Consider the following 23,684-nt stretch of genomic DNA (forward strand, 5'->3'; position numbering starts at 1 on the left):
ATCGCAGGACCGTTACCCTGACAAGGCCCCTCGCTCTCGCAGCAGTTCGACAACTCTGTCGGCGAGAACCTCAACCGACTCCTCGGTCCCATCTAGCCGCAACTCTGGCGACTCCGGCGCCTCGTAAGGTGAGTCGATACCGGTAAAGTTTACGAGTTCTCCGCGACGAGCCTTTCGGTAGAGGCCCTTTGGATCGCGGGATTCGGCGACCGCAAGCGGCGTGTCGACATGGATCTCGATAAACTCGCCCTCGTTCAGCAGTGAGCGCGCCATGCGCCGTTCAGCTCGGAACGGCGAAATGAACGCAGTCAGGACGATGAGTCCGGCATCGACCATCAATCGGGCGACCTCGGCCACTCGACGAATGTTCTCGACGCGGTCAACGTCCGTGAAGCCAAGATCCTTGTTGAGGCCGTGCCGAACGTTGTCGCCATCGAGAAGGTAGGTGTGCTTGCCCATCGCATGCAGCTTCTTCTCGACCAGATTGGAAATGGTCGACTTGCCAGCGCCCGACAATCCGGTGAACCAGAGCACGCAAGCCTTCTGGTTCTTGGCGGCCGCGCGAGCCGCCTTGTCGACGTCAACATGCTGAATGTGAATGTTGTGTGCACGCCGCAAGGCGAAGTGCAGCATGCCGGCACCAACGGTTGCATTCGTCATTCGATCGATGACGATGAAACTGCCAAGATCGCGGCTCTCCGCGTAGGGCTTGAATGCGATCGCCTGCTCGAGCCCGAGATTGCAGACAGAGATTGCGTTGAGATCGAGCTTCTTGGCCGCAAGACGCTCCATCGTGTTGACATTCACCTGATACTTGATCTCGGTGAATGACGCCGGCACCATGCGTGAGCCAATTTTCACCAGGTAGCGCCGCCCTGGCAGCATAGGCTCGTCGTGCATCCATACGACCGTGGCCTCGAACTGATCGGCAACTTCAAGCGACGCCTGCGCCGCCACGATCACGTCACCGCGCGAGACGTCGACCTCGTCCGCCAGCGTCAAGGTGATGGACTGCCCTCTGATCGCCCGATCGAGATCGCCGCCCATCGTCACGATTCGCTCAACCTGCGTTTCCCTACCCGAGGGCAAGACACGAATGCGGTCGCCTGGCGCGACCGACCCGCTCGCTACTGATCCAGCGAAGCCTCGGAAATCGAGATTGGGGCGATTCACCCACTGCACTGGGAGGCAAAAGGGCTCACTGCCGAGCTCGCTGTCGTTCGTCTCGACCGTCTCCAGATAGGCCAGTAATGTGCCACTGCGATACCACGGCATCGCCGTGCTCGGCTCGATGATGTTGTCGCCCTTCAGGGCCGATACCGGGATTGGCGTGACTGACTCGAACGCAAGTTTGGCCGAGAAATTGGTGTAGTCGTCGACAATGGTCCGGAACCTCTTCTCCGAGTACTCGACCAGATCCATCTTGTTGACCGCAAGGACCACGTGCCGAATTCCCAGCACTGACGCTATATAGCTGTGACGCCGGGTCTGCGTGAGCACCCCTTTTCGCCCGTCGACCAGAATCACCGCCACATCGGCCGAAGATGCCCCCGTGACCATGTTCCGCGTGTACTGCTCATGACCCGGGGTGTCCGCCACGATGAACTTGCGCCGATCCGTCGAGAAAAATCGGTAGGCAACATCGATCGTGATGCCCTGTTCGCGCTCAGCGGCAAGGCCGTCGACCAACAGGGCAAAATCGATTTCGCCCCCCTGCGTCCCCCATTTCCGGGAGTCGGCCTCGACCGCCGCCAGCTGATCTTCGAAGATCATCTTCGATTCGTATAGCAGGCGACCAATGAGGGTGCTCTTACCATCATCGACGCTGCCGCATGTGATGAAGCGCAGGAGGCTCTTATGCTCATGCTGGCGCAGGTATTGCTCAATATCGGACTCGATGAGATCGGAAACGTGGGCCATGGGTGCACTCGAACTGATCGTTGGCTTCTGCTAGAAGTAACCTTCCTGCTTCTTCTTCTCCATCGACGCCGCCGCATCGTGGTCTATGACTCGGCCCTGCCGTTCGGAAGTACGCGTCAGAAGCATCTCCTGAATAACCGCCGGCAGGGTGTCGGCGCGCGACTCCACTGCGCCCGTGAGCGGATAGCAGCCGAGAGTACGAAACCGCACATACCGAAGCGTCGGCCTCTCGTTCGGACGTAGCGGCATGCGTTCGTCGTCGACCATGATCAACGCACCATCGCGCTCGACCACCGGTCGCTCCTTGGCGAAATACAAAGGGACGACCGGAATTTCCTGCAGATAGATGTACTGCCAGATATCTAGTTCGGTCCAGTTCGACAGCGGAAAGACGCGCAATGACTCGCCCTTGTGTTTGCGCGTGTTGTAGATCTTCCAGAGTTCGGGACGCTGGCCCTTCGGATCCCAACGATGTTGGGCACTGCGGAAGGAAAAGATCCTCTCCTTTGCACGCGACTTCTCTTCGTCGCGGCGCGCCCCCCCGAAGGCAGCATCGAAGCCATACTTGTCGAGTGCCTGCTTAAGAGCCTGGGTCTTCATCACATCGGTGTGGACCTGCGATCCATGGGTGAACGGGTTGACGCCCATCGCAAGGCCCTCTTGATTCACGTGCACGATCAGATCCATCCCGCTCTCCTTGGCCATCCGATCGCGAAGGGCGTACATGTCGCGAAACTTCCACGTGGTATCTACGTGCAGTAACGGGAAAGGCGGAGGCGAAGGAAAAAATGCCTTGCGAGCAAGGTGCAGCATGACCGCACTGTCCTTGCCGATCGAATAGAGCATGACCGGGTTGTCGCACTCGGCAACGACCTCGCGCATGATGTGGATGCTTTCCGCTTCCAGTTGCTGAAGATGAGTCAGGTTCATCGAGAGTCACTCTCTGCGGGGATGATCCCAGAATGCAGGCGCACCTAACGAGCGACGCAGCTTTGTGGCTGCGTAGATTCGGTCACGAAAACCCGACATTCCGCTCGAACATGGCGTTTCCGCCCCTTATGATATTTGCAACGGTGAGCGCAAGCCGGTTCGTCGACCAACATTTTCATCGCGGATGCCAACTCTTTCCGATCTTCCGGCTCTGCTCGAAGAAACCGCGTGCCTGGCGCGTGCTGCGGGCGACCTGATCATGGAGATCTATGCGGGCGACTTCGCGGTCCGAGGCAAGCATGATGCCTCGCCCGTGACCGACGCCGACGAACGCGCTGAGGCGGTGATCCTGCGCGGCCTGCGCAAACTCACTCCTGAAGTGCCCCTGATTGCTGAAGAGGCTGCATCGAACGGCTCCATACCTGAAACGCCAGGCCCCTGGTTCTGGCTCATCGACCCGCTCGACGGCACACGCGAGTTCGCCGCGCGGAACGGTGAGTTCACGGTCAATATCGCCTTGGTTCACGAGGGAGTGCCGCTGCTCGGCGTCGTTCTTGCGCCAGCGACAGGAACGCTTTTCTCCGGGGCGGCCGGATGCGGTAGCCGAGTTGATGAAGGCGGAAGTCAACGCACGATATGCACCCGGCGTCCGCCGGCTGCAGGCCTCACCGTTGTCGGAAGCCGTTCACATGCAGACGAGTCGGCGATGCGCCGGCATCTGAACCGCCTGAACGTGGCGGGGTTCCGCGGCGTCGGGTCTTCGCTCAAGTTTTGCCTGATAGCCCGTGGCGAAGCGGACTTGTACCCGCGGTTCGGGCGAACGATGGAATGGGACACGGCCGCAGGGCAGGCCGTACTTGCCGCTGCAGGTGGCAGCGTCAGCCGGCTGGATGGCTCGCCGCTGCGTTACGGGAAGCCCGGGTTCGAGAACCCTGACTTCATTGCGAGGGGCGCTACCGAGTCGTCGCCGTTCATCGCATGACCTGGGAGCAGGCGCTCGTCCTCATTTCTTTGGTGGCACTCATCGTTGTGCTCGTCCGAGGGCGGATTGCGCCGGCGGTGGCATTCAGCGGCATCGCGTTCGCCTACTATGTGGTTGGCCTGATATCGCTCGAGTCGGCGCTTGCGCAGTTCACCAACACGGCACTCGTAACCGTAGTGTTGCTGCTACTGCTGTCGATAGCCCTGGACAAATCGAGACTGCTGGAGCTTGTCGCTGACCGCCTTCTTGCCGGCCCTTACCGATGGGTGCTCTTCAAGATCATCACCGCGACCGCGGTCACCTCGGGTTTCGTGAATAACACCGCGGTCGTTGCGACCTTGATCGGCCCGCTTCGATCCAGTTCGCGCCACCCTGCATCCCGGCTGCTCATACCCATGAGTTACGCTGCCACCGTTGGCGGAGTACTCACCCTGATCGGAACGTCGACCAATCTTCTGATCGACGGCTTCCTGACCTCCAGCGGTCTTCCGGGGCTATCCCTCTTCCAACAGATGCCGCTCGGTTTTGTGCTGCTTGCGACCGTCACCCTGCTGCTGGTAATCACTGGCCCGCGCCTGCTGCCACGACACGATAACAAGTCGAGCATGTTGTCGGACTATTTCCTCGAGGCGGAAGTACAGCCGGCGTCCCGGCTGATCGGTCGTACGGTATGGGAGAACGGCCTCAGGAATCTCAATCACTTGTTCCTTGCCGAGATCGTGCGACGCGGAGAGTTGATCGCGCCAGTCGAGCCGAGCGAAGTTCTCGTGGCCGGTGACCTGCTCGTCTTCAGTGGGGACGTTAGAAGAATCGACGTGCTCGCGCCCTTCGATGGCCTCCTGACGCACGGCCACAAGGCCGGCCTTCCGGTCGACAACCTGGTGGAGGTCCTCGTGACAGCCGACTCGATGCTGGTTCACCGCACGGTCAAGGAGGCCGAATTCCGGTCCCGATTCGACGCGGCCGTGATCGCTGTTCGTCGCGGACCCAGCCAGCTTGCGGGTGCGATCGGAACCTTGCGACTGCGCGCGGGCGACACGCTGGTGCTCGCAACCGGACCGGATTTCGAGAAGCGAAACAATCTGACACGTAATTTCATCATCATCTCGCGTCCGTCGATCGCCAAGTTTTCCGACTGGCGAAAAAGCGCAGCCGTTGTGGCCGCTTTCGTGGCCGTCGTCGCAGGCGCGGCAGCGGGATGGTTCGACTTCGTGAAAGGCCTGCTGGTCCTGCTCGCGGCGTTCCTCCTTACCCGCTTGTTGACTCTCGGGGAGTTGCGCCGCAATGCGCCGTTCAGCCTCCTCTTCATCATTCCGTCGGCACTGATCGTCTCGAAAGCGATGTTCGAGACCGGCTCCGCGCAGTTGCTGGCGCGCGCAGTGCTCGCCGTCTGCGAGCCGTTTGGTCCGCTCGGCGCCCTGATCGGCGTGTTGTTGCTCACCGCCTTGCTGACAGAGTTGATGACCAACAATGCCGCCGCAGCGCTCGCGTTCCCTATCGCTATAGGCACGGCGCAGCAGCTCGGTACTAGCCATCTGCCCTTTGCCATGGCCGTCTTGTTCGGTGCAAGCGCGAGCTTCATTACCCCCTACGGCTATCAGACGAACCTGATGGTGATGAGCCCGGGCGGCTACACACTCCGTGACTATCTTCGCGCCGGAGTACCTGTGTCCGCGCTCTATCTGACGGGAGCTGCGGTACTGATCCCGGTCTTCTTTCCCCTTTAAGGCCAAGGCGTGTGCCGCTCACTCGTGGGCATCTGGCTGCCCGCGAGTGATCAAAGGGCATTGACGGCGCCGATCGTGTCGTCGATGACCTTGCGCCAAGCTGCGGGATCCGAAAAGGTATGGTCAGCCGTATCGATTCGCAAGGTTTCCATCTGATCTAGCGCGCCAGGGGCCACTTTGTTGAGTGCAAGCTGAAACTCCACGGCGGTCAAATCCTTGCCGCTGAGTTGCAGCCTCACCGTGGTGTTCGGCACGGCGAGCGCGCGCCCAAGTCTTGCGGGCAAACTCTCGTCCACTGAGGCATCGACCGACCCGACCATGGCCCGGCCAGCCTTGAGCAGGTTGGAAACGGCCTCGCGGCCCGCGGCGATCAAGTCCACCTTGCCCGTGACCAGTTTCTTCCAGAACTCCGGCGACCTGAGCCGCGACCCGTAGTGCTCGGTCACGACCGCTTGCGCCCGCGTGGCCTCACTGCGCGCCCAAGGGTTGGCGGCGATCACTGCGGCGATTCGCGGATTCGCCTGCGCGTGGAAGATGGCCGCCGTTGCACCGTCGCACAGCCCCCACAACGCGATGCGCCTGCATGCCGTCACCTCGGCCAGCATTGCATCGCAGGCCCTGCCGATGTCCGGCCCCGCCTTCTCGAAATCGGGCTTGGGTCCCGGGCTGTCGCCCATGCCGGTGTAGTCGAAGCGCAGGCAGGGGTGGCCGGCGGCAGCCAGAGCGCGAGCCATGATGACGAACTGGCGGTGCGAGCCCACTCGGGTCTGCGGGCCGCCGACCACGATAACCACGCCCACCGACTTGGTCTGCGCGGAGTCGGCGGGGCGGGCTAGCACCGCTATCAGCTCGGCGCCGGGCGGGTCGATGGCGACGACCGACTCATCGATCGCGCTTGCGGGCGGCAGCGTGGGCAGAATGCCGGTCTCGGCTGCGGCGTTCATCGGGCGGGCTCCAGCGCAAGCTCCACGGCGGCCAAGGTGGCCTCGGCGAGCGCGGGCACGTCGACTAGGTCGGCTACGTTCCAGAAGCCGGCGCCGGGAACAGCCTGAACGCGCGTGGGCACGTTCTGGGCCGTCCAGCTTTCCCCGCGCTTCATCAGCGGCTCGGCGGGCGATACCGGCTCGCTGCCCACCGGCACGCGCACGTCGATAAGGGTGGCACGCGCGACATTGGGCGGGGCGGCGGCGTCCAGCGCCTCCAGTTCCTCGGCCAGCGCTGGGGAGATTGGGTAGCCGCCCAGCCAGGCGGGCTGGCCAGCGGCCCAAAGGGCCCTAGGGTCGGTGGCATACGTATCGCCTGCTTTCTGCATCCGCGCGATCCTTTCGGCGCGCAGCATGGCGCTGAGTTGCTGCTTGCCCTGCAGGACCGGGGCCCAGCCAACCAGCGCGGCGGCGGGTTCAGGCAGCGTGCGGGTGGTTTCTACCGCAAGCGCCACACCCAGGCGGCAGCCGATCAGCAGCAACGGCGCCGACGACCTGGCATGCTCGCGCCCGACGATGGCCTTGCAGTCGGCAAGCCAGCGCTGCACGGTGGCTTCCTCGAAGCCGGCGCTGCTGTCGCCGATGCCGTGCGGGTCGAACACTACGCTCTCGATGCCGCGCGCGGCCAGCGCCTCTGCAGCGAGCTTCACCATACGGCGGGTCTGGTTCATTTCGTCGCCGAAGGCCGGGAAAAACACCGCCCGTGCACGCGTCGGCTGTGCGGGGCGCCAGCGCACAACCACGCTGCGGTGCCCGTCGAAGTTCTCGAAGCGGGCTTCCAGACTACGGCTCGGTTGAGTCACGTGTTCCAGCGGTCTAGGGTTGAAATGCGCCGGGCGTCATTACCTTGCTCGATGGCACGGCCACCGACTCCCGTGGATGCCGATACATTCGATCGAACTTGACTGGGGGCCAGCCCTCGGGAACATCCGTTCGAACCGCGCCTCCGATGAAGGCCGCGTCTTTACGGGGCCTGAAATCGTAGCTTCCCGGAGCCATGAAATCGCGGATCGGGGGCGCTGCATTGCCGCCCTCTCTAATGTCACCAAGAATCGCGATCCCGCCGCGCCCGACGAAAAGATTATTTGCCGAGAAAACTGCCGCGCCCGCACGGAACACCCTGAGAAAGTTGCCGCCTTCCTGACGACGATTGATGATCGTGTTGTGCACCAACGTGAGGCGATTCGTCTCCCATTTGTACCCCTCTGCACCATACGAAACGATCGTCGAATTCTGCGTCGTCGGTGCCTGCTCGATCAGATTGCCGACTACCCGCGCCTCGCCGCCGCTTGGGAACTCCAACTCGTAGCTCGCCTGCCCGCCCTCCTCGTCGGTGAGCCGGTTGTAGAAAATTTCGTTGATCCGCGCACGGCTCTTCAGAAGATGACCGCCTCGCGCTTGCGACAGGTAGCTGCCGCGGATCTCCAGACGCTCGATCATTCCAACGTACAAACCATGACTCTGGCCGCTCGGGTGGCCGTTACGCGTGAACTCGCAGCGGTCGAGTATCAGGGTGCTCACCTTGTCGTTTCCGGTGAGGATCCCGTTCTCGTTTTCGATGAACCTGGAGTCCCTCACCTCGAGACTACCGCGATCGAGGCGAATGCCCGCACCATTATTGTCCGGCACTCTCGCGCCCACGAAATCGAAACCCTCCACGATCAACTGACCGCCCCGCACGACCCAGATGCCCTTGCCTTCGGCGGAACGGCCGTCGGCGATCAGCACAGCGCGCCCGCCCACGGCCTTGATCGTGAGCTTCTTCTGAGTCCAGACGGCCACGTCGCCGCGGTACTCGCCGGCCTGGACTTCGACGGTGTCGCCGTCTTTCGCCAGGCGGGCGGCTTCGGCGATGCTGCGGACCTGCCCGGCGGGGCCGACACGGATGGTGACGGGCATGCGCTGGGGGGCGACTCCGGGGGCGGCGGCTCGGCCCGCCTCGGGCCGGGCGATGGCGAGGGGTGAGGGCGCTGCCGGGGCGCGCCGGTTCGAGTCGGCGCGTCCGTTCGTTGCGGACTCGGGCACGGAGCGCGTGGTTGCTGCCGCGCGGGCCCGCTCCGCTTCGGCAAGCTCGGCCGCCTGTCTTGCAGCCTCTTCCGCCGCGGCGCGTTGGGCCGCGGCGCCTTCGGCGGCAGCGCGCTCGGCTGCGGCCACGCGCTCCAGCGGATCCAGCTCTTTCGTGGTCGGCCGCCCGGCCTGGCCCGCCGGGCGGACCGAGCCTGCGATCGGGTCGTCGGGCGACATGCGGCTGGAGCCGATCGGCTGCGAGCCGCAGCCGGCCAGCAGGGCCAGTGCAGGCAGCACAGGCAGCAGGCCCAGCCACTTCCGTCCGGCCACGGTCGCCAGGCTTCGGGGGCTATCCACGGCTCGTCTCATCGCTGTAGCGCTCCTGGCAGAAGTGGCACCGCGCCCAGCTGCGCCAGCCTGCGCTCGTGCAGGTACTCCAGCTCGGGCGTCAATACGTCCGGCGCGCGCGCGCGAACCGGCACGATAGGCCCGTGCGGCAGCGCGCGATAGTCGTGCCGGCGCGGATCGCGAAAGGCCGACAGGTCTACCCGCTGGTTGCCCGACTCGGCGATGCCCGACGGCAGGACCGCATCGCCCGGGCCCACCCACAGGTTGTTGTAGAGCTGCACCGCCACCTGCCCCGGCGACACGCGCACGAGGGTGCCATTCAGCGCGCGGTTCACCACGGTGTTGTGCGAGAGTGCCAGGCGATTGGCCGGCCAGCGGTAGCCCTCGGCGCCGAAGGACACGAGGGTGCGATTGTCGGTGCGCGGCGACTGCTCGATCACGTTGCCGATGACTCGCGCGATGCCGCCGTTGGCGAACTCCAGCTCGTAGCTGGCCGTGCCGCCTTCGTCGGTCAGGCGGTTGTACAGGATGTGGCTCTCGCGGGCGCGCGACTTGAGCAGGTGGCCGCGCCGCGCCTTGTGCGACCAGCTGCCGATCACGGTGAGCCGCGCGATCGTGCCGGCGTACAGGTTGTGGTACCAGTGATCACCGTCGGTCGGGCCGCGGAACTCGCAGCGCTCCACCGTGAGCTCGCTCGCGGCGTCGTTGCCGGTGAGCAGGCCCATCTGGTTGTCGATGAAGCGCGAGTCGCGCACGGTGAGCTTGCCGCGCTCGAAGCGGATGCCGGCGCCGTTGCGGCTGGGCACCCGCGCGCCCACGAAATCGAAGCCCTCGATCTCGAACTCGCCGTTGCGGATCACCCAGATGCCCTTGCCCTCGGCCGCATGGCCGTCGGCGACCAGCACCGCGGGGCCACCCACCGAGCGGATGGTGAGCTTCTTCTGCAGCCAGACGGCGACGTCGCCGCGGTACTCGCCGGCCTGGACCTCGACGGTGTCGCCGTCCCTGGCCAGGCGGGCGGCCTCGGCGATGGTGCGGATGTCGCCGGTGGGGCCGACACGGACGACGGCGGCCTGGCGGACTTCCGCCCGGTCGGCGGCAGCGGCCGCGCCTGGCGCGGGCATGACGGCGGGTGGCGTTCCGGGAGCTGCGGGTGGGCGCGTGCCCGGCTTGGCGGGCGATTTCGCGGGGGCCTTGGCCGGCGGCACGCCCGCCTGTGGCGCAGGGGTCCCGGGCGGCGCTGCGCCGTCGAGGGCGCAGCCGGCGATCAACACCAGGGCGAGCGCGCAGGCCGCCGCGCGGCGCACCCTGTCCAGTCCCCCTGATCGCTCGACTCGCATGGGGGCGAGTCTAAGCCAGCGGACGCTCGGCCGGCGCAGGCCCCGGGCCGCGCGCGACGAGCGCCTGCGCGTAGACCTTCTCGTAGCGGCGCACCGACGCGCGCCAGTTGCGCTCGTTCTCGACGAAAGCGCGGCCGTTGGCGATGACCTGCGCCAGCGCGGCCGGATCGGCCAGCGCCTGCGCGGCGCAGCGGGCGAGATCGCCAACGTCGTCGTGGCGGAACAGGTAGCCGGTGCGGCCGTGCTCGATCAGCTCCTTGTGGCCGCCCACGTCGGAGGCCAGCACCACCCTGCCCTGCGCCATGGCCTCGAGCGGCTTGAGCGGCGTGACCAGCTCGGTGAGCCGCATCGACTTGCGCGGGAACACGAAGGCGTCGACCAGCGACGAATACGCCGGCACCTGCGCGTGCGGCACGCGGCCGGTGAAGACGATCCTGTCTTCGATGCGCAGGGTGGCGGCCTGTGCCTTCAGGGCCTGCTCCTGCGGGCCGCCGCCCACCAGCAGCAGGCGGGTGTCGGGGCGTTCCTGCAGGATGGCCGGCAGCGCGGCCAGCAGCAGGTCCAGCCCCTCGTAGGCGTAGAAGGACCCGATGAAGCCGAGGACCTGCTTGCCCCGCAGGCCGAGCTTTTCCTCGAGCGCGGCATCGCGCGCGCCGAGCATCGGGAACTGCGCGATGTCCACCGCGTTGGGGATCACCGTGACCCTGTCGGCCGGCACGCCACGCGCCACGATGTCCTGGCGCAGGCCCTCGCAGATGCAGGTGACCTGGTCGGCGCGCTTCAGCACGTGGGTTTCCAGCGCGCGGGTGAGCTTGTAGCGCAGCCCGTTCTCGGTGGCCGTGCCGTGGTCCACCGCGGCGTCTTCCCAGAAGGCGCGCACCTCGTAGACCACCGGAATGCCCAGCGCGCGGCCGGCCTTCAGCGCGGCCAGGCCGTTCAGGCAGGGCGAGTGCGCATGGAGGATGTCCGGGCGCTCGGCGCGAGCCACCTGCGCGATGCGCGGGGCCAGCGTGCGGACGACGTCCCACTGGTTCAGGACCGGGACTTGCGCGAGGGCGCCGGGGTGGGTGCGGTGGAAGACGAGGCCGTCGACGAATTCTTGCAGTGGGGCGGCCGAACCCGCGTTCGCGCCGGCCGCGTCGCCCTTGGCGGCGGCGCCGGGCACCGCGCCGGCCGCGTGCTTGGCCGAGGTGACGTGCGCGGTCTGCCAGCCCAGCTCGCGCTGGGTGTTGACGATCGCGCGCGAACGGAAGGTGTAGCCGCTGTGCAGCGGGATCGAGTGGTCGAAGACGTGGAGGATCTTCATCGGCGATGGCTCGTGCGGCTCAAGCGGTGGCCAGCAGCGCATCCACCGCGGCCAGGTTCGCGTCCCAACTGTAACCGCGTATCACCTGCTCGCGGCCTTCGCGATGCGGGCCGTGGCCGAACAGAGCGAGCACGGCCTGGGCGTAGGCCGCCGGGTCTTCCTCGATGCGGAACGCTTCGCTCGCCGGCACGCTCAGGCCCGCGGCCGCGGCGGGCGTGCAGACCACCGGGCGGGCCATGGCCAGCGCCTCGAGCACCTTGTTCTGCGTGCCGCGCGCGATGCGCAGCGGCGCCACCGCCAGGTCGGCATGGGCCAGGTACGGGCGCACGTCGGGCACGCGGCCGGTGACGTGGATGCCCGGGACCGTCTCCAGCGCCTTGACCTCGGGGCCGGGCTTGCTGCCCACGATGAAGAAGCGCGCCGACGGGACGGCAGTTCGCACCTTGGGCCAGACCTCGTCGGCGAACCACTTCACCGCGTCGACGTTGGCCCAGTAGTCCATGGCGCCGGTGAAGACGGCGACCGGGCCTTGCCGGTCGCCCGCCTCGCCCTCGCCTGCTTCACTTTGCTCGATTCCATACGGCGACTCGAAGGACTGGTCCGGATCGAAGTACCGGGTGTCCACGCCGTTGTCGAAGTGGCCCACCTTGGCGGCGGACTCGGGCGCGAGGCGCTTGAAGAGGTCGGCCTCGGCCTGGGTCACGAAGAGCGTGGCGTCGAACTCGCGCGCCACCTTGCGCTCGTAGGCCAGCAGCGTGCGCGCCTCGCGGGCGTAGACCCAGCTCATCGGCGGGCGCTTGCCCTGGGCGTACTGGCGCCACTTGTCCGAGTCCACGTCGCACAGGTCCGCGATGCGGCGCAGGCCAGCGTGGCCGGGACCCGAGACGAACTGCGCCATCGTGGACGAGAAGACCACCGCCCTGGCGATGCCCTGGGACGCGATCGTGTCGTCCACCCAGCGCTGCAACTCGGCATTGCAGTAGTACGGCACCGACAGCGCGTCGCCGGTGAGCAGGCCCGACAGGCTGGCCAGCTTGCGCTTGCCCGGGTCCAGGCCGACCAGCTCGACCTGCTTGCACAGCCTGGCCAGCTCGGCCTCGTACTGCCAGTCCTGCGGGTCGTCCACGAACGCGCCCAGGTACACCTCGTGCCGCGCCGCCAGGTGGCGCAGCAGGTGGTACGAGCGGATCTTGTCACCCTTGTTCGGCGGGAACGGGATGCGGTGGACGAGCAGCAGCAGACGGGAGGTCATCGGCGCGGGCCGGAGAGACGGAGCCCCGATGGTAGCGGGTCGGGGGGCGGGGGGATGTCCAGGTTTTCACGGATGTTCGATGGTCGAACGTCATCGCCCCGCATCGTTTTCGGCGTGGCACCCGGCGCCGGGCTCGAGGCGACGGGCGGCGGTTACTCGAACAGTTCGGCGTGAGTACCGGCACGCACGAACACGACCTCTTCATCCGAACCGCGGCTGGAAATCCGGTAGATGGGCAGGAAATCCCCGCCCACATGGCATGCCCGGTGGTCAGCCCAATCTCCACTCAGGGCGTGGTCGCGCCACTCCGGCCCCAGAGCATTGTCGGCCGATACGAGAAGCATCATCGCCTCCTTCAGCCGATTCATGTCGTAGCGCCCGGAACGCGACAGTCGATGCCAGTCCCTCACGAACGCCCTGGAGAGGTCGGCCTTGCGTGGAAGCGTCGTGCGCTTATCGCTTGCTGCCTTTTTCGATGTCACCGATCAGCGCCTCTACCGAAGAGACCCGGGCCTTGCCAAGTGCCCGCGCCTCCCGCATGGCGGCACGCGTTTCGGCGTTCGGCATCTTGAGCTCGAAGGGCAGGCCCTGCTCGACCACCACACGCGTCAGGAATACGCGCACGGCATCGGACACCGTGAGACCCATTGCCCCAAGGGTTTCGGTCGCCTCGGCCTTGATGCGCTCGTCGATTCGAACATGGACCATGGTGGTGGCGGGCATGACGTGACTCCAGGAGACAATTTGCGATACATTGTATCTCAAATTGTCTTCGCTGCAACAGTCCCCGAGCCAAACAAGCATTGCCGCCTTGAACACGAGCATGGAGTCCCAGCGCGAGCTGTCTGGGGATCTGACGAAGACAGCGCGAATGCCCTTCGCGATTACAGGTCACGAAAGCAACTCCCCGATGGTGGCAACCGGGAGGAAAAGCAGCAGCGGATTCTCCGGAGCGGCCGCGAACCCGAACCGGCGATACCAGTCGGCCGCGCCCTCGTCGAGAGCGTCTACGAACAGCGCCGCGCCGCCGGCCTCTCGATGGATCCGTCGGGACCGGTCGAGCGCGTTCAGAAGCAGCAGTTCCCCGAGGCGCCTGCCCTGGAACTCGCGGTCCACCGCAAGCCGGCCAAGCCGGACGCCCGGAATCCGGCGCGGCAGACGCTTGCGCCAGCTCTCCGGAAGGTGTCGGTTCTCCAGTTCGGCGAGCGTGAGCGCATAGAAGCCGCAGATGCGCGACGGATCATCCGGCAGAACCGCGACAAAGCTCTTCGACAGCCCCTTGACCTGATGCTGCGACGCCACCTGCCGAAGCCAGGCATTCAGCTCCTGGCGGCCGCAGTCGAAGCGACTCCGATCATGGCGTCCAGTCAAAGGAAGTACCAGCATCGTCCTGCATGGCCTTCTTGTAGCGTCGCGCGGCCGCCTTCAGCCTGGCGTTCGGCTCGGGCGGGTTCTCCATCAGTTCGAGAAGCCAGCTCCAGTCGCGGGGCGACAGGCGAATGACCTCTTCGCGCTCGATGACCGCCTGCGCCTTCTCGAGCGCGGACTGGACCAGGAACTGGTTCACGGTGGCGCCCGAGAGCTCGGCCGCGCGGCACAGGGTCTCGTAGACCTCAGCGGGAACGCGCGCGCCGATGCGGGCCTGTCTGGCGCTTCCAGTTGCCATTGCCTGCTCCTGCATGCCGTCGGGACTCCTAGGTTAACACTGGCGCCAAAATGGCGACATCACTGTGCGAGACCGCGAGAAATCGGGGAACGCTCGAGGTGCAGGGACTATGCGCCAGCCGAGGAGCGAGCGAAATCGGTCGGTGGTCGTAGATCGGAGGTTGGATGGACCGACTGCACGAGCTCGACGCAGAATCAGGACTCATCGCAAGGAGCATCGATCGGAGATATCATTGATATCATTCGCCCCTCTTGGAGAAGACCATGCCCGATCTGTTGGTCCGCGGCGTCGACGAGGCGATCGTCAAGGCCCTGAAGGAGCGCGCCGGTCGACACGGCCGCAGCGCGGAGGCCGAGCATCGGGCAATCCTGGCGGCCGCCCTGCTGGGCCCGCGCAAGCGCAGCTTCGCCGAAGTGCTGGCGGCGATGCCCGACGTCGGCCAGGACGCCGATTTCGAGCGCGTGCAGGATTCGCGAGTCGCGCCCCGTGTATTTGATTGACACCAACGTGGTCAGCGAGGCCCGCAAGCAGCGGCGCGCCGATCCAGGCGTGGCGCGCTTCTTCGAGGGGGTCGCCACGCGCGGCGAGCCGGTCTACCTGTCGGCGATCACGCTCGGTGAGCTGAGACGCGGCGTCGAGTCGATCCGCCATCGCGGCGACCTCGAGCAGGCCGAGCGGCTGGAACGCTGGCTGCGCACGGTCGTGTCGGAGTACGAGTACTGCATCCTGCCCTTCGAATCGGAGGCCGCGCAGGTCTGGGGCAAGCTCCGGGTGCCGCACCCCGAGCACGAACTCGACAAGCAGATCGCCGCGATCGCGCTGGTGAACGATCTGATGGTCGTGACCCGGAAAGTCGGTCACTTCGAGGCGACGGGGGTCAGGGTGTTGAATCCTTTTTTGGCCGCTTGACTTGCGCTGCCACACCTATGCTCACGAGTTGCCCGAGTACGCCCTGTCGGCTCTGATCACCTGGGGTATTACAATGAATCGCATAGTAATACCCAAGGGCCGTCAAATGCCGACAACGATCACGATCAAGGGGCAGGTCACCATCCCGAAGCACATCAGGGATTCGCTCGGCCTGTCGCCAGGCAGCTCGGTGGACTTCGCGGTCAACGACGAAGGCGATGTCGTGATCCGCAAGGTGGCCGCGGGCAGCCCACGAGCGTCCGACAGATTCGACAGGGCCCGCGGAAGGGCCGATATCAAGTGGCGCACCGATGAACTGATGGCGCTGCTTCGGGGCGAGGACTGATGCTGCTGGTCGACAGCAATGTGCTGATCGATGTACTGGAGGACGACCCGAACTCGCTCGAGTGGTCGATCTCCCAGTTGCGCACGCAGTCCAGGATTCATCGATTGGCGATCAATCCGATCATCTACGCCGAGATCTCGCTCACATTCTCGTCGGCGGAGGCCCTGGATCAGGCCGTCGAAGATCTCGGCCTCGCGCTCTTCGAACTCCCCCGCTCGGCGCTCTTCCTCGCCGGCAAGGCCTTCGCGCGCTACCGTCGGCAAGGCGGCGCCAAGGGGAACGTACTCGGAGATTTCTTCGTCGGCGCGCACGCGGCAGTGTCGGGGTGGCCGGTGCTGACCCGGGATGCCCGTCGCTATGCCACGTACTTTCCGACGGTCAGGCTGATTACGCCCGTCGGGTAGATCGGCAGCGGATCACCCGAGCCCTTCGAACTCCTCCACCAGCCGCGCCACCCGCCTGTCCCAGGTGTTGGCCCGCGCGTAGGCCACGATCGCCTCGCGATCCCACTGCCGCGCGAGCCCGCGGTCGATCGCATCCCGGAAGGCGCAGGGGTCCCACCAGTCGACCAGCTCGCCCACCGCGGGGTCGGCCACCACCTCGGGGTTGCCGCCCACGCGCGTGGTGACCACAGGCAGGCCGCAGGCCATGGCCTCGAGGAACACGTTGGACCAGCCCTCGAACTCGGTGGCCTGCGCGAACAGGTCGGACGCGCCGTAGTACCACTCGAGCTCCTCGTGCGGCTGGCGCCCGCAGAAGCGCACGATGTCGTGCACGCCGTGCTCGCGGGCCAGCGCCTCGAGCTCGGGGCGCATGTCGCCCTGCGAGGCGCCGCCGCCCACGATCAGGTAGAGCAGCCTCGGATGGCGCTCGCGCAGCGCCGGCAGCAGCGGGATCACCCGCTGGAAGCCCTTGAGCGGCACCAGGTTGCCTACGCCGATCAGCACGGTGGCGTCGGCGGGAATGCCGAGCCTGCGCCGCGCCTCGGCCTTGTCCACCGGCGCGAACTTCGCCAGGTCCACCCCGTTGCCGATCACCGAGACCTTTTCGGGCGCGATGCCGAGCTTGCCCGCCACGTTGTTCTTGAGCGCCTCGGACACCGCGATCAGCTTGCTTGCCGAGCGCATCGCGTCGACCAGCATCGGCTCGCGGTCGGTGCCGATCAGCCATTCGTCCTTGCTGCCGCGGATCGTGATGGCGCAGGGCAACTTCAGCCGCCGGGCGATGCGGGTGGCGGCCCAGCCGTCCGGGTACAGGAAGTGCGCGTCGATGGCGGTGGCCTGGAAGCGATCCTGGATGCGCCGCACGCAGCGCTCGGTGCCGCGCCACATGAGCCAGCCGTCGAAGCGCTTGGCCACGCCGGGAAGCGACAGCCATCGCGGCCTGTGCACCTCGATGCCGTCCATGGTTTCGCGCGCTGGCGCCATCGGCCGGAAGGCCGGGCGGAAGAGCCGGATCAGCCAGTCGAACGGCGACCAGGCCTGCGGGGCGACCACCACGATGGGAATGCGCTGGCCGACCCGGAACATGCGCTCGCGGATGAACACGCCGGCCTGCGGCGCGGCCGGGCTGGGGAACAGGCTCGAGTAGACGATCAGGCGGGCCTGGGCCTTGTCGGTCTGGGCGATGGCAGCGGCTTGGTTCACCGCGGGGATGGTAGCGGGTGGCGGGGCGCGCGGACCAGACCGTGTGGGCAATGGAGGTGCGGGAGTGCGCGGATCTGCGCTTTGGCTCGTGGATCGATGGACTTCATCGACCGACCGAACTCGTGGGTCGCCCGAGCTTGCCGGAGATCTCTTTTGGCTCCAGAATGGCTTCGTTCGATGCCAGGAGGAAGCAATGGCCGTCAACCTCTCCATCAAGGGCGTTCCCGACGAGATCGCCGAGCGCCTGCGCGAACGCGCGGCGCGCAATCACCGGTCCCTGCAGGGGGAGCTGATGGCCATCGTTTCGCAGGCGGCGGCGCAGGCGAGCGAAGAGACGGCGCTGGGCGGCGCCGGGAAAGCCGGCCCGATTGCCGGTGCAGGCCCCGCTCCCGTGATGAGCGGGCGCCAGTCCTTTCGCCGGGGCACCATGACCGTCGACGAAGTGCTTGCGAAGATCCGCGAGGTGTTTCCCACGCCGCCCACTGGCCTGCCGGATTCGGTTGACATCATCCGAGAGGCGAGGGATAGCCGTTGAACCCGCGCCCGGCACACCGAAGACAGCTGATCATCGCCGAGCCTCCGCCCCGATTCCGGGTGAGCCCGCCACTGACGGTGGACTGCAGCGTGATCGCAGCCTTGCTGTTCGCGGAGCCGCGCGCCGACGAGGCGCGAACGATGATTGCCCATCGCGATCTCCACGCACCGACCTTGATCGACTACGAGATCGTCAACGTCGCGACCAGAAAGGCGAAGGTTGGCTTCGAGCGCCAGGTCGAAGCGGCGCTGGGGCACTACGCCGGCCTGGCGATCGACGTCCACGCGATCGATCTTGCCGAGACCCTCGCCATCGCACGCCGGTACGCGATCAGCGCTTACGACGCCGCCTATCTCTGGCTGGCCGGCTTTCTGAAGACGCCCCTGGCGACCTTCGACGCGCGGCTGGGCAAGGCGGCTCAGCGGTATCTGGGTTCGCTGGGCAAAGGTTGACTGCTTTGCCCGATGGCACGTATCGTCCACGATTATGCGCATAATATGCGCATAGGAGCCAGATCACCATGAATGTCATCCGTGAAGCCCGATCCGACACTGCGCGCAAACGGCCGGTGAACCTGAGCTTGAACGAAGATCTCGTCGATCAGGCCAGGGCGTTTACCGACAATCTTTCCGCCGTAGTGGAGGACTTGTTGCGCCGGTACGTAAGCGAGCGGAACGAGGCATTACGTACCCGGATTCAAGAGGCAGACCGACTCGCATCGATGTGGAACGCGTTCAACGAGCGGAACGGTTCGTTTGCCGACGAGCATTCGACGCTCTGAGCATTCAACGCTCTGAGATGTCGCAATTCGACGTTTACCGAAACACGGGCCGCCACAAGAACACGATTCCGTTCGTGGTCGTCGTGCAGTCCTCGCTTTTCAACCGATACCGCCGACGTGTAGTCGTCACCATGGTGCGCTCCAGCGAGATCCGTGACACGGCCCTCGCACAGGGCTCGCGAATGAACCCGATCTTCGTGGTGGAGGAGATCGAGGTCGTGCTGCATCCGCTCGAGATCGTATCCGTGGCCGTCGACGAGCTTGGCGAACGGGTCACGTCCCTTGACGACCGGGGAAGCGACATCGCCGACGCTCTCGACGAAATGCTGACCCGCTCCTGGTCGTAGCGCCCACGCAAGCTTCAGCGCAACCCGAAGTAGATGTTCGCCGTCAGGAAGCCCTGCTTGCTGCCGCAATCGAAACGCTTGCCGCCGAAGCGGTAGCCGTGCACCCCCGGGCTCTCGATCTGGCGGGCCAGCGCGTCGGTGAGCTGGATCTCGCCGCCGGCGCCGGGCGGCAGGTCCACCAGGGTCTTCATCACGCTGGGGTGCAGGATGTACCGGCCCACCACCGCGTAGGTGGACGGCGCGTCTTCGATGGCCGGCTTTTCCACGATGGCGCTCACGCGCATGCGCGGGCCCTGCTCGTCGACCGGCGCCACGATGCCGTACTTGCTCACGTCGGTGCGCGGCACCTGCTCCACCGCCACCACGCTGCCGCCGGTTGACTCGGCGAAGGGCAGCATCTGCTTGAGGACACCTTCGGGGTGGCCGTCGATCAGGTCGTCGGGCAGCAGCACCGCGAAGTGCTCGTCGGGCCCGATCATCGGCGCGGCGCACAGCACCGCGTGCCCCAGGCCCAGCGGCGCGTGCTGGCGCACGAACAGCACCTTCACGTGCGGCGGAATGATGTTGCGCACCAGGTCCAGCGCCTCGGTCTTGCCCTTGGCCTCGAGCTCGGCCTCGAGCTCGGGATTGCGATCGAAGTAGTCCTCCACCGCGCGCTTGGAGCGCCCGGTCACGAAGATCAGCGTGTCGCAGCCGGCCTCGATGGCTTCGTCCACCGCGTACTGGATGATCGGCCGGTCGACGATCGGCAGCATCTCCTTCGGGATCGACTTGGTGGCCGGCAAAAAGCGGGTGCCCATGCCGGCGACGGGAAAGACGGCCTTCTTCAGCTGCATCGGTGCGTGGCGGTGGTGCGCTCGCGCGGCGAGCGGAGGAGGAATGGTAGCGGGGAACGGGATGGAAGGCGCGTGGGATCGGTCACGGGCGCGACGGCTCCGCGACAAGGTCGGACGAACGGTCGACCCAAAAAGCCGATGGGAAACCTCGCTGCCACAGGGCACAGTGGAACGACGATTGAATGCATCGGAATGCCTTTTTTCGACACCACTTTAATACACCTAGTGATACACTTATTTTGAAAGTTCAGCTTTTCAAGACGCGCCACTTCGCTCGCTGGATGCGGTCTACCGAGATCACCGATGCCATTCTCCGGAAGGCCATGCTCGAGATGACACGCGGCCTCATCGACGCGGATCTCGGGGGCGGGCTCGTCAAGAAGCGCATTGGATTGCCGGGCCGTGGCAAAAGAGGGGGTGTGCGGGCGCTGGTCGCCACGAGACAGGGTGATCGTTGGATCTACTTGTTCGGATTCCAAAAAAACGAGCGCGACAATATCGACGCTGCCGAACTCGATGCATTTCGCACCTTGGCGAACGACTTGACGCGTCTCGATGACCGACAGATGGACGAACTTCGAACTCGCGGCGCTCTCGTGGAGATTTTCAGTGAACAGCCAGATCGATAAAGAAAGAAACGCGGTCAGGACGCGCGCGCTCGACGCGATTCACGAAACTGCGCTCGATCTCCACGAAGCCGGTTTCATCGACAAGCGCAGGATGCAGCTCTACGACGCGCTTTGCCTGGTACCAATCGGCGAGTACCCGGCAGAGCGAATCCGCAATCTGCGCCTCAGGTACCAGCTCAGCCAGGCTGTCTTCGCCGCCATCTTGAACACGAGCCTCTCGACGGTCAGGCAATGGGAGATCGGCCAGAAGCGCCCCGGCGGCACATCGCTGAAACTGCTGGACCTGTTGGACCGGAAGGGCCTCGAAGCATTGATCTGAACGATCAGCGCGCGATCTTCGCCTCGAGCGGAAAGCGCTCGGGGTGGCGAATCGACTCGACCGACAGATCAACGTCGATGTCCGGCCAATAGAGGTGGCTGGGCGCGGGGCGCTCGATGTTCGCGAGTGCCCGGATGGTGGCGTCCCGAATCCACGGGAAACCGGCAAAGGGCAGGTATAGCTCCTCGTCCCCGAGCCACAGTCGGAGCCCGTCCGGTGAGACGCTCGAGAGCTCAACGCTGTCCGAAATGGCGGTGCCAGGCATTTCTCAGGTCTTCCGATCGTTGCTCTATCGAGCGTTGACTGATGCGAACCATCCGATCCGATAATCCCTGATCATTGGCGAGCGCGACCACCGGCTCAAGCGCATGTCAGTTCGCCACGCACGCCCCCGGCACGCTGAACACCCTGTCCCCGCCCAGTGACAACCAGCCGTCCGCAGCACGCACGAGGCTGCCGTCGGAATAGGCCCCGACGCCTCCGTAGCTGGCGCCCGGGGGACCTGGCGGGGGCCGGAACGCCGAGGGATCGCTGCTGGTGCCCGGGTTGACCGGGGCTGCTCCGGGCGCCGAGGCCGGCGCTGTCGGCGGGGTGTTGGCGGCAATGCCGCCTGTCGCGAGCGAGGCGCGCGTGGGCGTGCCGGCGGTCTGGCGCGCGGGGCTCTGCATGCGGATCGTGGCGGAGGTGGACACAGGCCATCGGGGTACCGCGCGGCCGCTCGGGTCGGGCGCCTGGAAGATCGCGCAGCCGCCGCGCTCGGGGGCCAGGCAGCCGCCGAGCGCTCGACCGGCCAGCGCGGCGATGCGCCCGATCAAGGGAACGGTCATCGGCACGCCGTAGACGATCTCGATCTTCAGCAGGTTGGCGTCGAGCAGCGTTTGCCCGGACTGCCGGCCCACCGGCAGGCCGAGGTGGGCGCCTGAGGCCCCGCCGGCCGGCACCCGTTGCTCGGCATAGTGCAGGTTGTCGTTCGGGATCTCGAGCAGGCCCCTGACCGGGCGCCCCCAGTCGTCCAGCGCCGGCTCGGCCCAGTCGGCAAAGCTCTCGCGGGTGGGCGCGACGCGCCGGATCACGACCCACCCGGCCGCCCTGGCCTGCTGCAGCCGCACGCGCGCCGCCGCGGTGGCGAGTTGCCGATCCGACAGCGCGCGGATCTCGGGCAGCGTGCTCCAGTAGGGCAGCAGCCCGCGGGCCAGGCCGGTCTCGATCGCGTCGGGCAAGGCGTGGCCCATGCTGCCCGAGCGCGCGGCCTCGACGGCCGCATGCTCGATCGCCTGCCGGGCGTGGAAGACCAGCGCCCATTGCAGCGCGCCCAGGCCGAGCATGAGCACGATGGGCGCAGCGATCGCGAACTCGATCGCGCTGGCGCCGCGCTGGGCCCGGCGGGCGTTCACCGCCCGCCCCCACCCTGCCGGATCTCGACCTGCACCGGTTTGTCGACGGGCAGGGCCGCCGAAGGCATGGCCGGGCTTCGCGGACCAGGCTCGGGTGCGGGCGCCTGCACGGGTGCCTGCACGGGCGCCGTGGCGGACGCTCGGGCGGCGCGCCTGGCCGACAGCGCGCGGTACGACACCGCCACCTGGTCGGACAGGTGCTGCACCGCACCGTCGCTGACGCCCGCACCCCTCGGCGCCGGGAGCCGTCCGTTGACGCCGCCCTGCTCGCTGCGGATGCGCTCGAGCCGCTTCATCGCCTGCCGGGCCAGTTCCAGGTTGAGCAGCGCCACGTTGTAGACCGCCTTCTCGCGGATTGCGGGGTCGGCCTGCGGCCGCGCCGCCTTGCGGTAGGCGCTCAGCGCATCGAACCACTCGCGCTTGCGGTGAAGGATGTTGCCGATGCGCAGCCAGGCGTGCGCATGGGCCGGGTCTGCGTCGACGATGGCGCGGAAGGCAGGCAGGGCTTCGTCGAATCGGCTGGCGCGGTACAGGGTCTCGGCTTCGGCGAGCCGGCCGTCGGGCGCACGATGGGCGGGGCCGGAGTCTGGCGCGGGGCCGGTGACGGGGCCGGGGCCGGGACCGGGGCCCGGCGCGGCGGTCAGCGGCGCTGGTGGAAGGTCCACGGGAACCGCGTGCGTCTCGGCGTCGGGCTTCACGACCGCGGCCGTCACCGCGCGCTCGATGGCATCGGGCGACGCGCGCTCCCCCGCTGCCGGAACCGATGGTGTGCTCGCGGGACCCGACGCCGATGCGTTGATGCCGATCTCCGGCGTGGCGCAACCCGACACGATCGTCACGGCGGCCGCGGCGGCGGCAGCCCGGGTTCGTGCTGCGCGCGGACGATGGATCTTGGTGGTCTCGACTTGCTGTGCCATGGCGGGCTCCTTCTGGCAGAGGTGAGGGCCGACCCGGAACGGGTCGTCGACAGGCAGGGGTGCGCCGGCCTCGAGCAACACGGCGCCTGGTTCGATTCGCAGCCGGCAGGCCTCGCCGGCGCGCAACTCGATGGTGGAAAAGGCGCGACGACACGCCGCCGCTCGCCAGGGCGCGAGCCCCACCTCGACGGCCAGCACGCGGCGCGCCCGATCGATGAAGACGAGGTCGATCGGCGCGCGCATCGCCAGGCTGTGCACCGCATTGCAGGGCTCCAGCCACAGGCCCTGCCCCGGTTCAGGCAATGGCCGTGCGATCAGGCCACGAAGCCGATCGACGAAGCCGGTGGCCCTCGAAAGCCAGAGCGTGCCGGTGCTGCCGTCGGCGCGCACGAGCGTCCACCGCGAAACTCGCAGACTCATGTCCGGATCTCCTTTGCCATCTCGGGGCATCGTTGTTCATGTCGGAACCCTTCGTCGTGTCGGGACCCTTCGTCGTGTCGGGACCCTTCGTCGTGTCGGGACTCTTCGTCGCTTCGGGACTTTTCGTCCACGAGTGCGCTCGCT

The 23,684-nt window shown here is 66.4% G+C and carries 29 protein-coding genes; 12 read left to right on the forward strand and 17 right to left on the reverse strand.

Annotated elements, in window-relative coordinates:
* Positions 1 to 12: 12 nt before the first annotated feature.
* Positions 13 to 1,920: a sulfate adenylyltransferase subunit CysN gene (gene cysN / locus FHP08_RS07750; protein ID WP_147703878.1), complete on the reverse strand. Its 1,908-nt coding sequence runs from the start codon at positions 1,918 to 1,920 to the stop codon at positions 13 to 15.
* Positions 1,921 to 1,950: 30 nt separating this feature from the next.
* On the reverse strand, positions 1,951 to 2,850 hold the full coding sequence (cysD, locus tag FHP08_RS07755) for a sulfate adenylyltransferase subunit CysD (RefSeq protein WP_147703879.1): 900 nt from the start codon (positions 2,848 to 2,850) through the stop codon (positions 1,951 to 1,953).
* A gap of 184 nt (positions 2,851 to 3,034) precedes the next feature.
* Between cysD and cysQ the strand changes: the two genes are divergently transcribed.
* Complete coding sequence (cysQ, locus tag FHP08_RS07760; protein WP_147703880.1) at positions 3,035 to 3,832, forward strand: 3'(2'),5'-bisphosphate nucleotidase CysQ; 798 nt, start codon at positions 3,035 to 3,037, stop codon at positions 3,830 to 3,832.
* Positions 3,829 to 5,559, forward strand: a complete 1,731-nt coding sequence (locus tag FHP08_RS07765; RefSeq protein WP_147703881.1) for an SLC13 family permease — start codon at positions 3,829 to 3,831, stop codon at positions 5,557 to 5,559. Before cysQ ends, FHP08_RS07765 begins: the two co-directional genes overlap by 4 nt.
* 50 nt (positions 5,560 to 5,609) lie before the next feature.
* Here the strand turns inward: FHP08_RS07765 and FHP08_RS07770 are convergent, their stop codons facing one another.
* The 10 genes from FHP08_RS07770 to FHP08_RS07815 form a co-directional block, all read right to left on the reverse strand.
* Positions 5,610 to 6,503 (reverse strand): hydrolase 1, exosortase A system-associated, encoded by an 894-nt coding sequence (locus tag FHP08_RS07770; protein ID WP_147703882.1) that lies wholly within the window; start codon positions 6,501 to 6,503, stop codon positions 5,610 to 5,612.
* Complete coding sequence (locus tag FHP08_RS07775; RefSeq protein WP_147703883.1) at positions 6,500 to 7,345, reverse strand: serine aminopeptidase domain-containing protein; 846 nt, start codon at positions 7,343 to 7,345, stop codon at positions 6,500 to 6,502. The genes FHP08_RS07770 and FHP08_RS07775 overlap by 4 nt, the downstream gene beginning before the upstream one ends.
* Before the next feature lie 13 nt (positions 7,346 to 7,358).
* Positions 7,359 to 8,918, reverse strand: coding sequence for a right-handed parallel beta-helix repeat-containing protein (locus tag FHP08_RS07780; RefSeq protein WP_147703884.1), 1,560 nt, complete (start codon positions 8,916 to 8,918; stop codon positions 7,359 to 7,361).
* On the reverse strand, positions 8,915 to 10,021 hold the full coding sequence (locus FHP08_RS07785) for a right-handed parallel beta-helix repeat-containing protein (protein ID WP_147703885.1): 1,107 nt from the start codon (positions 10,019 to 10,021) through the stop codon (positions 8,915 to 8,917). The genes FHP08_RS07780 and FHP08_RS07785 overlap by 4 nt, the downstream gene beginning before the upstream one ends.
* Positions 10,022 to 10,247: 226 nt before the next feature.
* On the reverse strand, positions 10,248 to 11,543 hold the full coding sequence (locus tag FHP08_RS07790) for a TIGR04063 family PEP-CTERM/XrtA system glycosyltransferase (protein WP_147703886.1): 1,296 nt from the start codon (positions 11,541 to 11,543) through the stop codon (positions 10,248 to 10,250).
* A 19-nt stretch (positions 11,544 to 11,562) separates the two neighbouring features.
* Positions 11,563 to 12,795 carry a TIGR03087 family PEP-CTERM/XrtA system glycosyltransferase gene (locus FHP08_RS07795; RefSeq protein WP_147703887.1) on the reverse strand — a complete coding sequence of 411 codons (1,233 nt, stop codon included), beginning with the start codon at positions 12,793 to 12,795 and terminating at the stop codon, positions 11,563 to 11,565.
* Positions 12,796 to 12,947: 152 nt separating this feature from the next.
* Positions 12,948 to 13,277 (reverse strand): type II toxin-antitoxin system YafQ family toxin, encoded by a 330-nt coding sequence (locus FHP08_RS07800; protein WP_147703888.1) that lies wholly within the window; start codon positions 13,275 to 13,277, stop codon positions 12,948 to 12,950.
* A complete protein-coding gene (locus FHP08_RS07805) occupies positions 13,249 to 13,518 on the reverse strand; it encodes a type II toxin-antitoxin system RelB/DinJ family antitoxin (RefSeq protein ID WP_147703889.1) in 270 nt (89 codons plus the stop codon). Before FHP08_RS07805 ends, FHP08_RS07800 begins: the two co-directional genes overlap by 29 nt.
* Positions 13,519 to 13,686: 168 nt before the next feature.
* Positions 13,687 to 14,181 (reverse strand): GNAT family N-acetyltransferase, encoded by a 495-nt coding sequence (locus FHP08_RS07810; RefSeq protein ID WP_147703890.1) that lies wholly within the window; start codon positions 14,179 to 14,181, stop codon positions 13,687 to 13,689.
* Positions 14,150 to 14,461: a type II toxin-antitoxin system TacA family antitoxin gene (locus tag FHP08_RS07815; protein WP_147703891.1), complete on the reverse strand. Its 312-nt coding sequence runs from the start codon at positions 14,459 to 14,461 to the stop codon at positions 14,150 to 14,152. The genes FHP08_RS07810 and FHP08_RS07815 overlap by 32 nt, the downstream gene beginning before the upstream one ends.
* A gap of 263 nt (positions 14,462 to 14,724) precedes the next feature.
* Between FHP08_RS07815 and FHP08_RS07820 the strand changes: the two genes are divergently transcribed.
* The 4 genes from FHP08_RS07820 to FHP08_RS07835 all read left to right on the forward strand — a co-directional run bounded on the left by FHP08_RS07820 (position 14,725) and on the right by FHP08_RS07835 (position 16,120).
* Positions 14,725 to 14,961, forward strand: coding sequence for a FitA-like ribbon-helix-helix domain-containing protein (locus FHP08_RS07820; RefSeq protein WP_147703892.1), 237 nt, complete (start codon positions 14,725 to 14,727; stop codon positions 14,959 to 14,961).
* Entirely contained in the window at positions 14,948 to 15,370 is a 423-nt protein-coding gene (locus FHP08_RS07825) for a type II toxin-antitoxin system VapC family toxin (protein ID WP_147703893.1), read from the forward strand. Before FHP08_RS07820 ends, FHP08_RS07825 begins: the two co-directional genes overlap by 14 nt.
* 106 nt (positions 15,371 to 15,476) lie before the next feature.
* Positions 15,477 to 15,716 (forward strand): AbrB/MazE/SpoVT family DNA-binding domain-containing protein, encoded by a 240-nt coding sequence (locus FHP08_RS07830; protein WP_147703894.1) that lies wholly within the window; start codon positions 15,477 to 15,479, stop codon positions 15,714 to 15,716.
* Positions 15,716 to 16,120, forward strand: coding sequence for a type II toxin-antitoxin system VapC family toxin (locus tag FHP08_RS07835; RefSeq protein ID WP_147703895.1), 405 nt, complete (start codon positions 15,716 to 15,718; stop codon positions 16,118 to 16,120). Before FHP08_RS07830 ends, FHP08_RS07835 begins: the two co-directional genes overlap by 1 nt.
* A 12-nt stretch (positions 16,121 to 16,132) precedes the next feature.
* Here FHP08_RS07835 and FHP08_RS07840 read toward each other — a convergent pair whose 3' ends face one another.
* Positions 16,133 to 17,362 (reverse strand): glycosyltransferase, encoded by a 1,230-nt coding sequence (locus FHP08_RS07840; RefSeq protein WP_225879076.1) that lies wholly within the window; start codon positions 17,360 to 17,362, stop codon positions 16,133 to 16,135.
* A gap of 193 nt (positions 17,363 to 17,555) precedes the next feature.
* On the opposite strand from FHP08_RS07840, the gene FHP08_RS07845 reads away from it, so the two are divergent.
* From FHP08_RS07845 to FHP08_RS07860, 4 genes are all read left to right on the forward strand, one after another.
* Positions 17,556 to 17,897, forward strand: coding sequence for a FitA-like ribbon-helix-helix domain-containing protein (locus tag FHP08_RS07845; protein ID WP_147703896.1), 342 nt, complete (start codon positions 17,556 to 17,558; stop codon positions 17,895 to 17,897).
* Positions 17,898 to 17,986: 89 nt separating this feature from the next.
* Complete coding sequence (locus tag FHP08_RS07850; protein ID WP_187272215.1) at positions 17,987 to 18,349, forward strand: type II toxin-antitoxin system VapC family toxin; 363 nt, start codon at positions 17,987 to 17,989, stop codon at positions 18,347 to 18,349.
* 68 nt (positions 18,350 to 18,417) lie between these two features.
* Entirely contained in the window at positions 18,418 to 18,678 is a 261-nt protein-coding gene (locus FHP08_RS07855) for a type II toxin-antitoxin system CcdA family antitoxin (RefSeq protein WP_147703898.1), read from the forward strand.
* Positions 18,679 to 18,695: 17 nt separating this feature from the next.
* On the forward strand, positions 18,696 to 19,025 hold the full coding sequence (locus FHP08_RS07860) for a CcdB family protein (protein ID WP_147703899.1): 330 nt from the start codon (positions 18,696 to 18,698) through the stop codon (positions 19,023 to 19,025).
* A 14-nt stretch (positions 19,026 to 19,039) separates the two neighbouring features.
* Here FHP08_RS07860 and galU read toward each other — a convergent pair whose 3' ends face one another.
* Positions 19,040 to 19,861 carry a UTP--glucose-1-phosphate uridylyltransferase GalU gene (galU, locus tag FHP08_RS07865; RefSeq protein WP_147703900.1) on the reverse strand — a complete coding sequence of 274 codons (822 nt, stop codon included), beginning with the start codon at positions 19,859 to 19,861 and terminating at the stop codon, positions 19,040 to 19,042.
* A 182-nt stretch (positions 19,862 to 20,043) separates the two neighbouring features.
* On the opposite strand from galU, the gene FHP08_RS07870 reads away from it, so the two are divergent.
* Both FHP08_RS07870 and FHP08_RS07875 read left to right on the forward strand, forming a co-directional pair.
* Entirely contained in the window at positions 20,044 to 20,490 is a 447-nt protein-coding gene (locus FHP08_RS07870) for a type II toxin-antitoxin system RelE/ParE family toxin (protein WP_147703901.1), read from the forward strand.
* On the forward strand, positions 20,471 to 20,809 hold the full coding sequence (locus FHP08_RS07875) for a helix-turn-helix domain-containing protein (RefSeq protein ID WP_225879077.1): 339 nt from the start codon (positions 20,471 to 20,473) through the stop codon (positions 20,807 to 20,809). The genes FHP08_RS07870 and FHP08_RS07875 overlap by 20 nt, the downstream gene beginning before the upstream one ends.
* A 4-nt stretch (positions 20,810 to 20,813) precedes the next feature.
* On the opposite strand, the gene FHP08_RS07880 is transcribed toward FHP08_RS07875, so the two are convergent.
* The 3 genes from FHP08_RS07880 to FHP08_RS07890 form a co-directional block, all read right to left on the reverse strand.
* Entirely contained in the window at positions 20,814 to 21,074 is a 261-nt protein-coding gene (locus tag FHP08_RS07880; protein WP_147703903.1) for a DUF2442 domain-containing protein, read from the reverse strand.
* Between the two features lie 106 nt (positions 21,075 to 21,180).
* Complete coding sequence (locus tag FHP08_RS07885; protein ID WP_187272216.1) at positions 21,181 to 22,203, reverse strand: TadE family protein; 1,023 nt, start codon at positions 22,201 to 22,203, stop codon at positions 21,181 to 21,183.
* Positions 22,200 to 23,540 (reverse strand): DUF192 domain-containing protein, encoded by a 1,341-nt coding sequence (locus FHP08_RS07890; RefSeq protein ID WP_147703904.1) that lies wholly within the window; start codon positions 23,538 to 23,540, stop codon positions 22,200 to 22,202. The genes FHP08_RS07885 and FHP08_RS07890 overlap by 4 nt, the downstream gene beginning before the upstream one ends.
* Positions 23,541 to 23,684: the final 144 nt, after the last annotated feature.

It is taken from the genome of Zeimonas arvi, from assembly GCF_008039575.1.
Lineage (GTDB): Bacteria > Pseudomonadota > Gammaproteobacteria > Burkholderiales > Burkholderiaceae_E > Zeimonas > Zeimonas arvi.

Bases quoted from the DNA above. Each gene is read 5' to 3' on its own strand.
- FHP08_RS07770 (WP_147703882.1), bottom strand. From the start codon at position 6,503: ATGAACGCCGCAGCCGAGACCGGCATTCTGCCCACGCTGCCGCCCGCA.
- FHP08_RS07810 (WP_147703890.1), bottom strand. From the start codon at position 14,181: ATGCTGGTACTTCCTTTGACTGGACGCCATGATCGGAGTCGCTTCGAC.
- FHP08_RS07815 (WP_147703891.1), bottom strand. From the start codon at position 14,461: ATGGCAACTGGAAGCGCCAGACAGGCCCGCATCGGCGCGCGCGTTCCC.
- FHP08_RS07780 (WP_147703884.1), bottom strand. From the start codon at position 8,918: ATGAGACGAGCCGTGGATAGCCCCCGAAGCCTGGCGACCGTGGCCGGA.
- FHP08_RS07785 (WP_147703885.1), bottom strand. From the start codon at position 10,021: ATGCCCGCGCCAGGCGCGGCCGCTGCCGCCGACCGGGCGGAAGTCCGC.
- FHP08_RS07890 (WP_147703904.1), bottom strand. From the start codon at position 23,540: ATGAGTCTGCGAGTTTCGCGGTGGACGCTCGTGCGCGCCGACGGCAGC.
- FHP08_RS07765 (WP_147703881.1), top strand. From the start codon at position 3,829: ATGACCTGGGAGCAGGCGCTCGTCCTCATTTCTTTGGTGGCACTCATC.
- FHP08_RS07790 (WP_147703886.1), bottom strand. From the start codon at position 11,543: ATGAAGATCCTCCACGTCTTCGACCACTCGATCCCGCTGCACAGCGGC.
- FHP08_RS07835 (WP_147703895.1), top strand. From the start codon at position 15,716: ATGCTGCTGGTCGACAGCAATGTGCTGATCGATGTACTGGAGGACGAC.
- galU (WP_147703900.1), bottom strand. From the start codon at position 19,861: ATGCAGCTGAAGAAGGCCGTCTTTCCCGTCGCCGGCATGGGCACCCGC.
- FHP08_RS07795 (WP_147703887.1), bottom strand. From the start codon at position 12,795: ATGACCTCCCGTCTGCTGCTGCTCGTCCACCGCATCCCGTTCCCGCCG.
- cysD (WP_147703879.1), bottom strand. From the start codon at position 2,850: ATGAACCTGACTCATCTTCAGCAACTGGAAGCGGAAAGCATCCACATC.
- cysQ (WP_147703880.1), top strand. From the start codon at position 3,035: ATGCCAACTCTTTCCGATCTTCCGGCTCTGCTCGAAGAAACCGCGTGC.
- cysN (WP_147703878.1), bottom strand. From the start codon at position 1,920: ATGGCCCACGTTTCCGATCTCATCGAGTCCGATATTGAGCAATACCTG.
- FHP08_RS07880 (WP_147703903.1), bottom strand. From the start codon at position 21,074: ATGCCTGGCACCGCCATTTCGGACAGCGTTGAGCTCTCGAGCGTCTCA.
- FHP08_RS07855 (WP_147703898.1), top strand. From the start codon at position 18,418: ATGAATGTCATCCGTGAAGCCCGATCCGACACTGCGCGCAAACGGCCG.
- FHP08_RS07845 (WP_147703896.1), top strand. From the start codon at position 17,556: ATGGCCGTCAACCTCTCCATCAAGGGCGTTCCCGACGAGATCGCCGAG.
- FHP08_RS07830 (WP_147703894.1), top strand. From the start codon at position 15,477: ATGCCGACAACGATCACGATCAAGGGGCAGGTCACCATCCCGAAGCAC.
- FHP08_RS07820 (WP_147703892.1), top strand. From the start codon at position 14,725: ATGCCCGATCTGTTGGTCCGCGGCGTCGACGAGGCGATCGTCAAGGCC.
- FHP08_RS07805 (WP_147703889.1), bottom strand. From the start codon at position 13,518: ATGCCCGCCACCACCATGGTCCATGTTCGAATCGACGAGCGCATCAAG.
- FHP08_RS07860 (WP_147703899.1), top strand. From the start codon at position 18,696: ATGTCGCAATTCGACGTTTACCGAAACACGGGCCGCCACAAGAACACG.
- FHP08_RS07870 (WP_147703901.1), top strand. From the start codon at position 20,044: ATGCATCGGAATGCCTTTTTTCGACACCACTTTAATACACCTAGTGAT.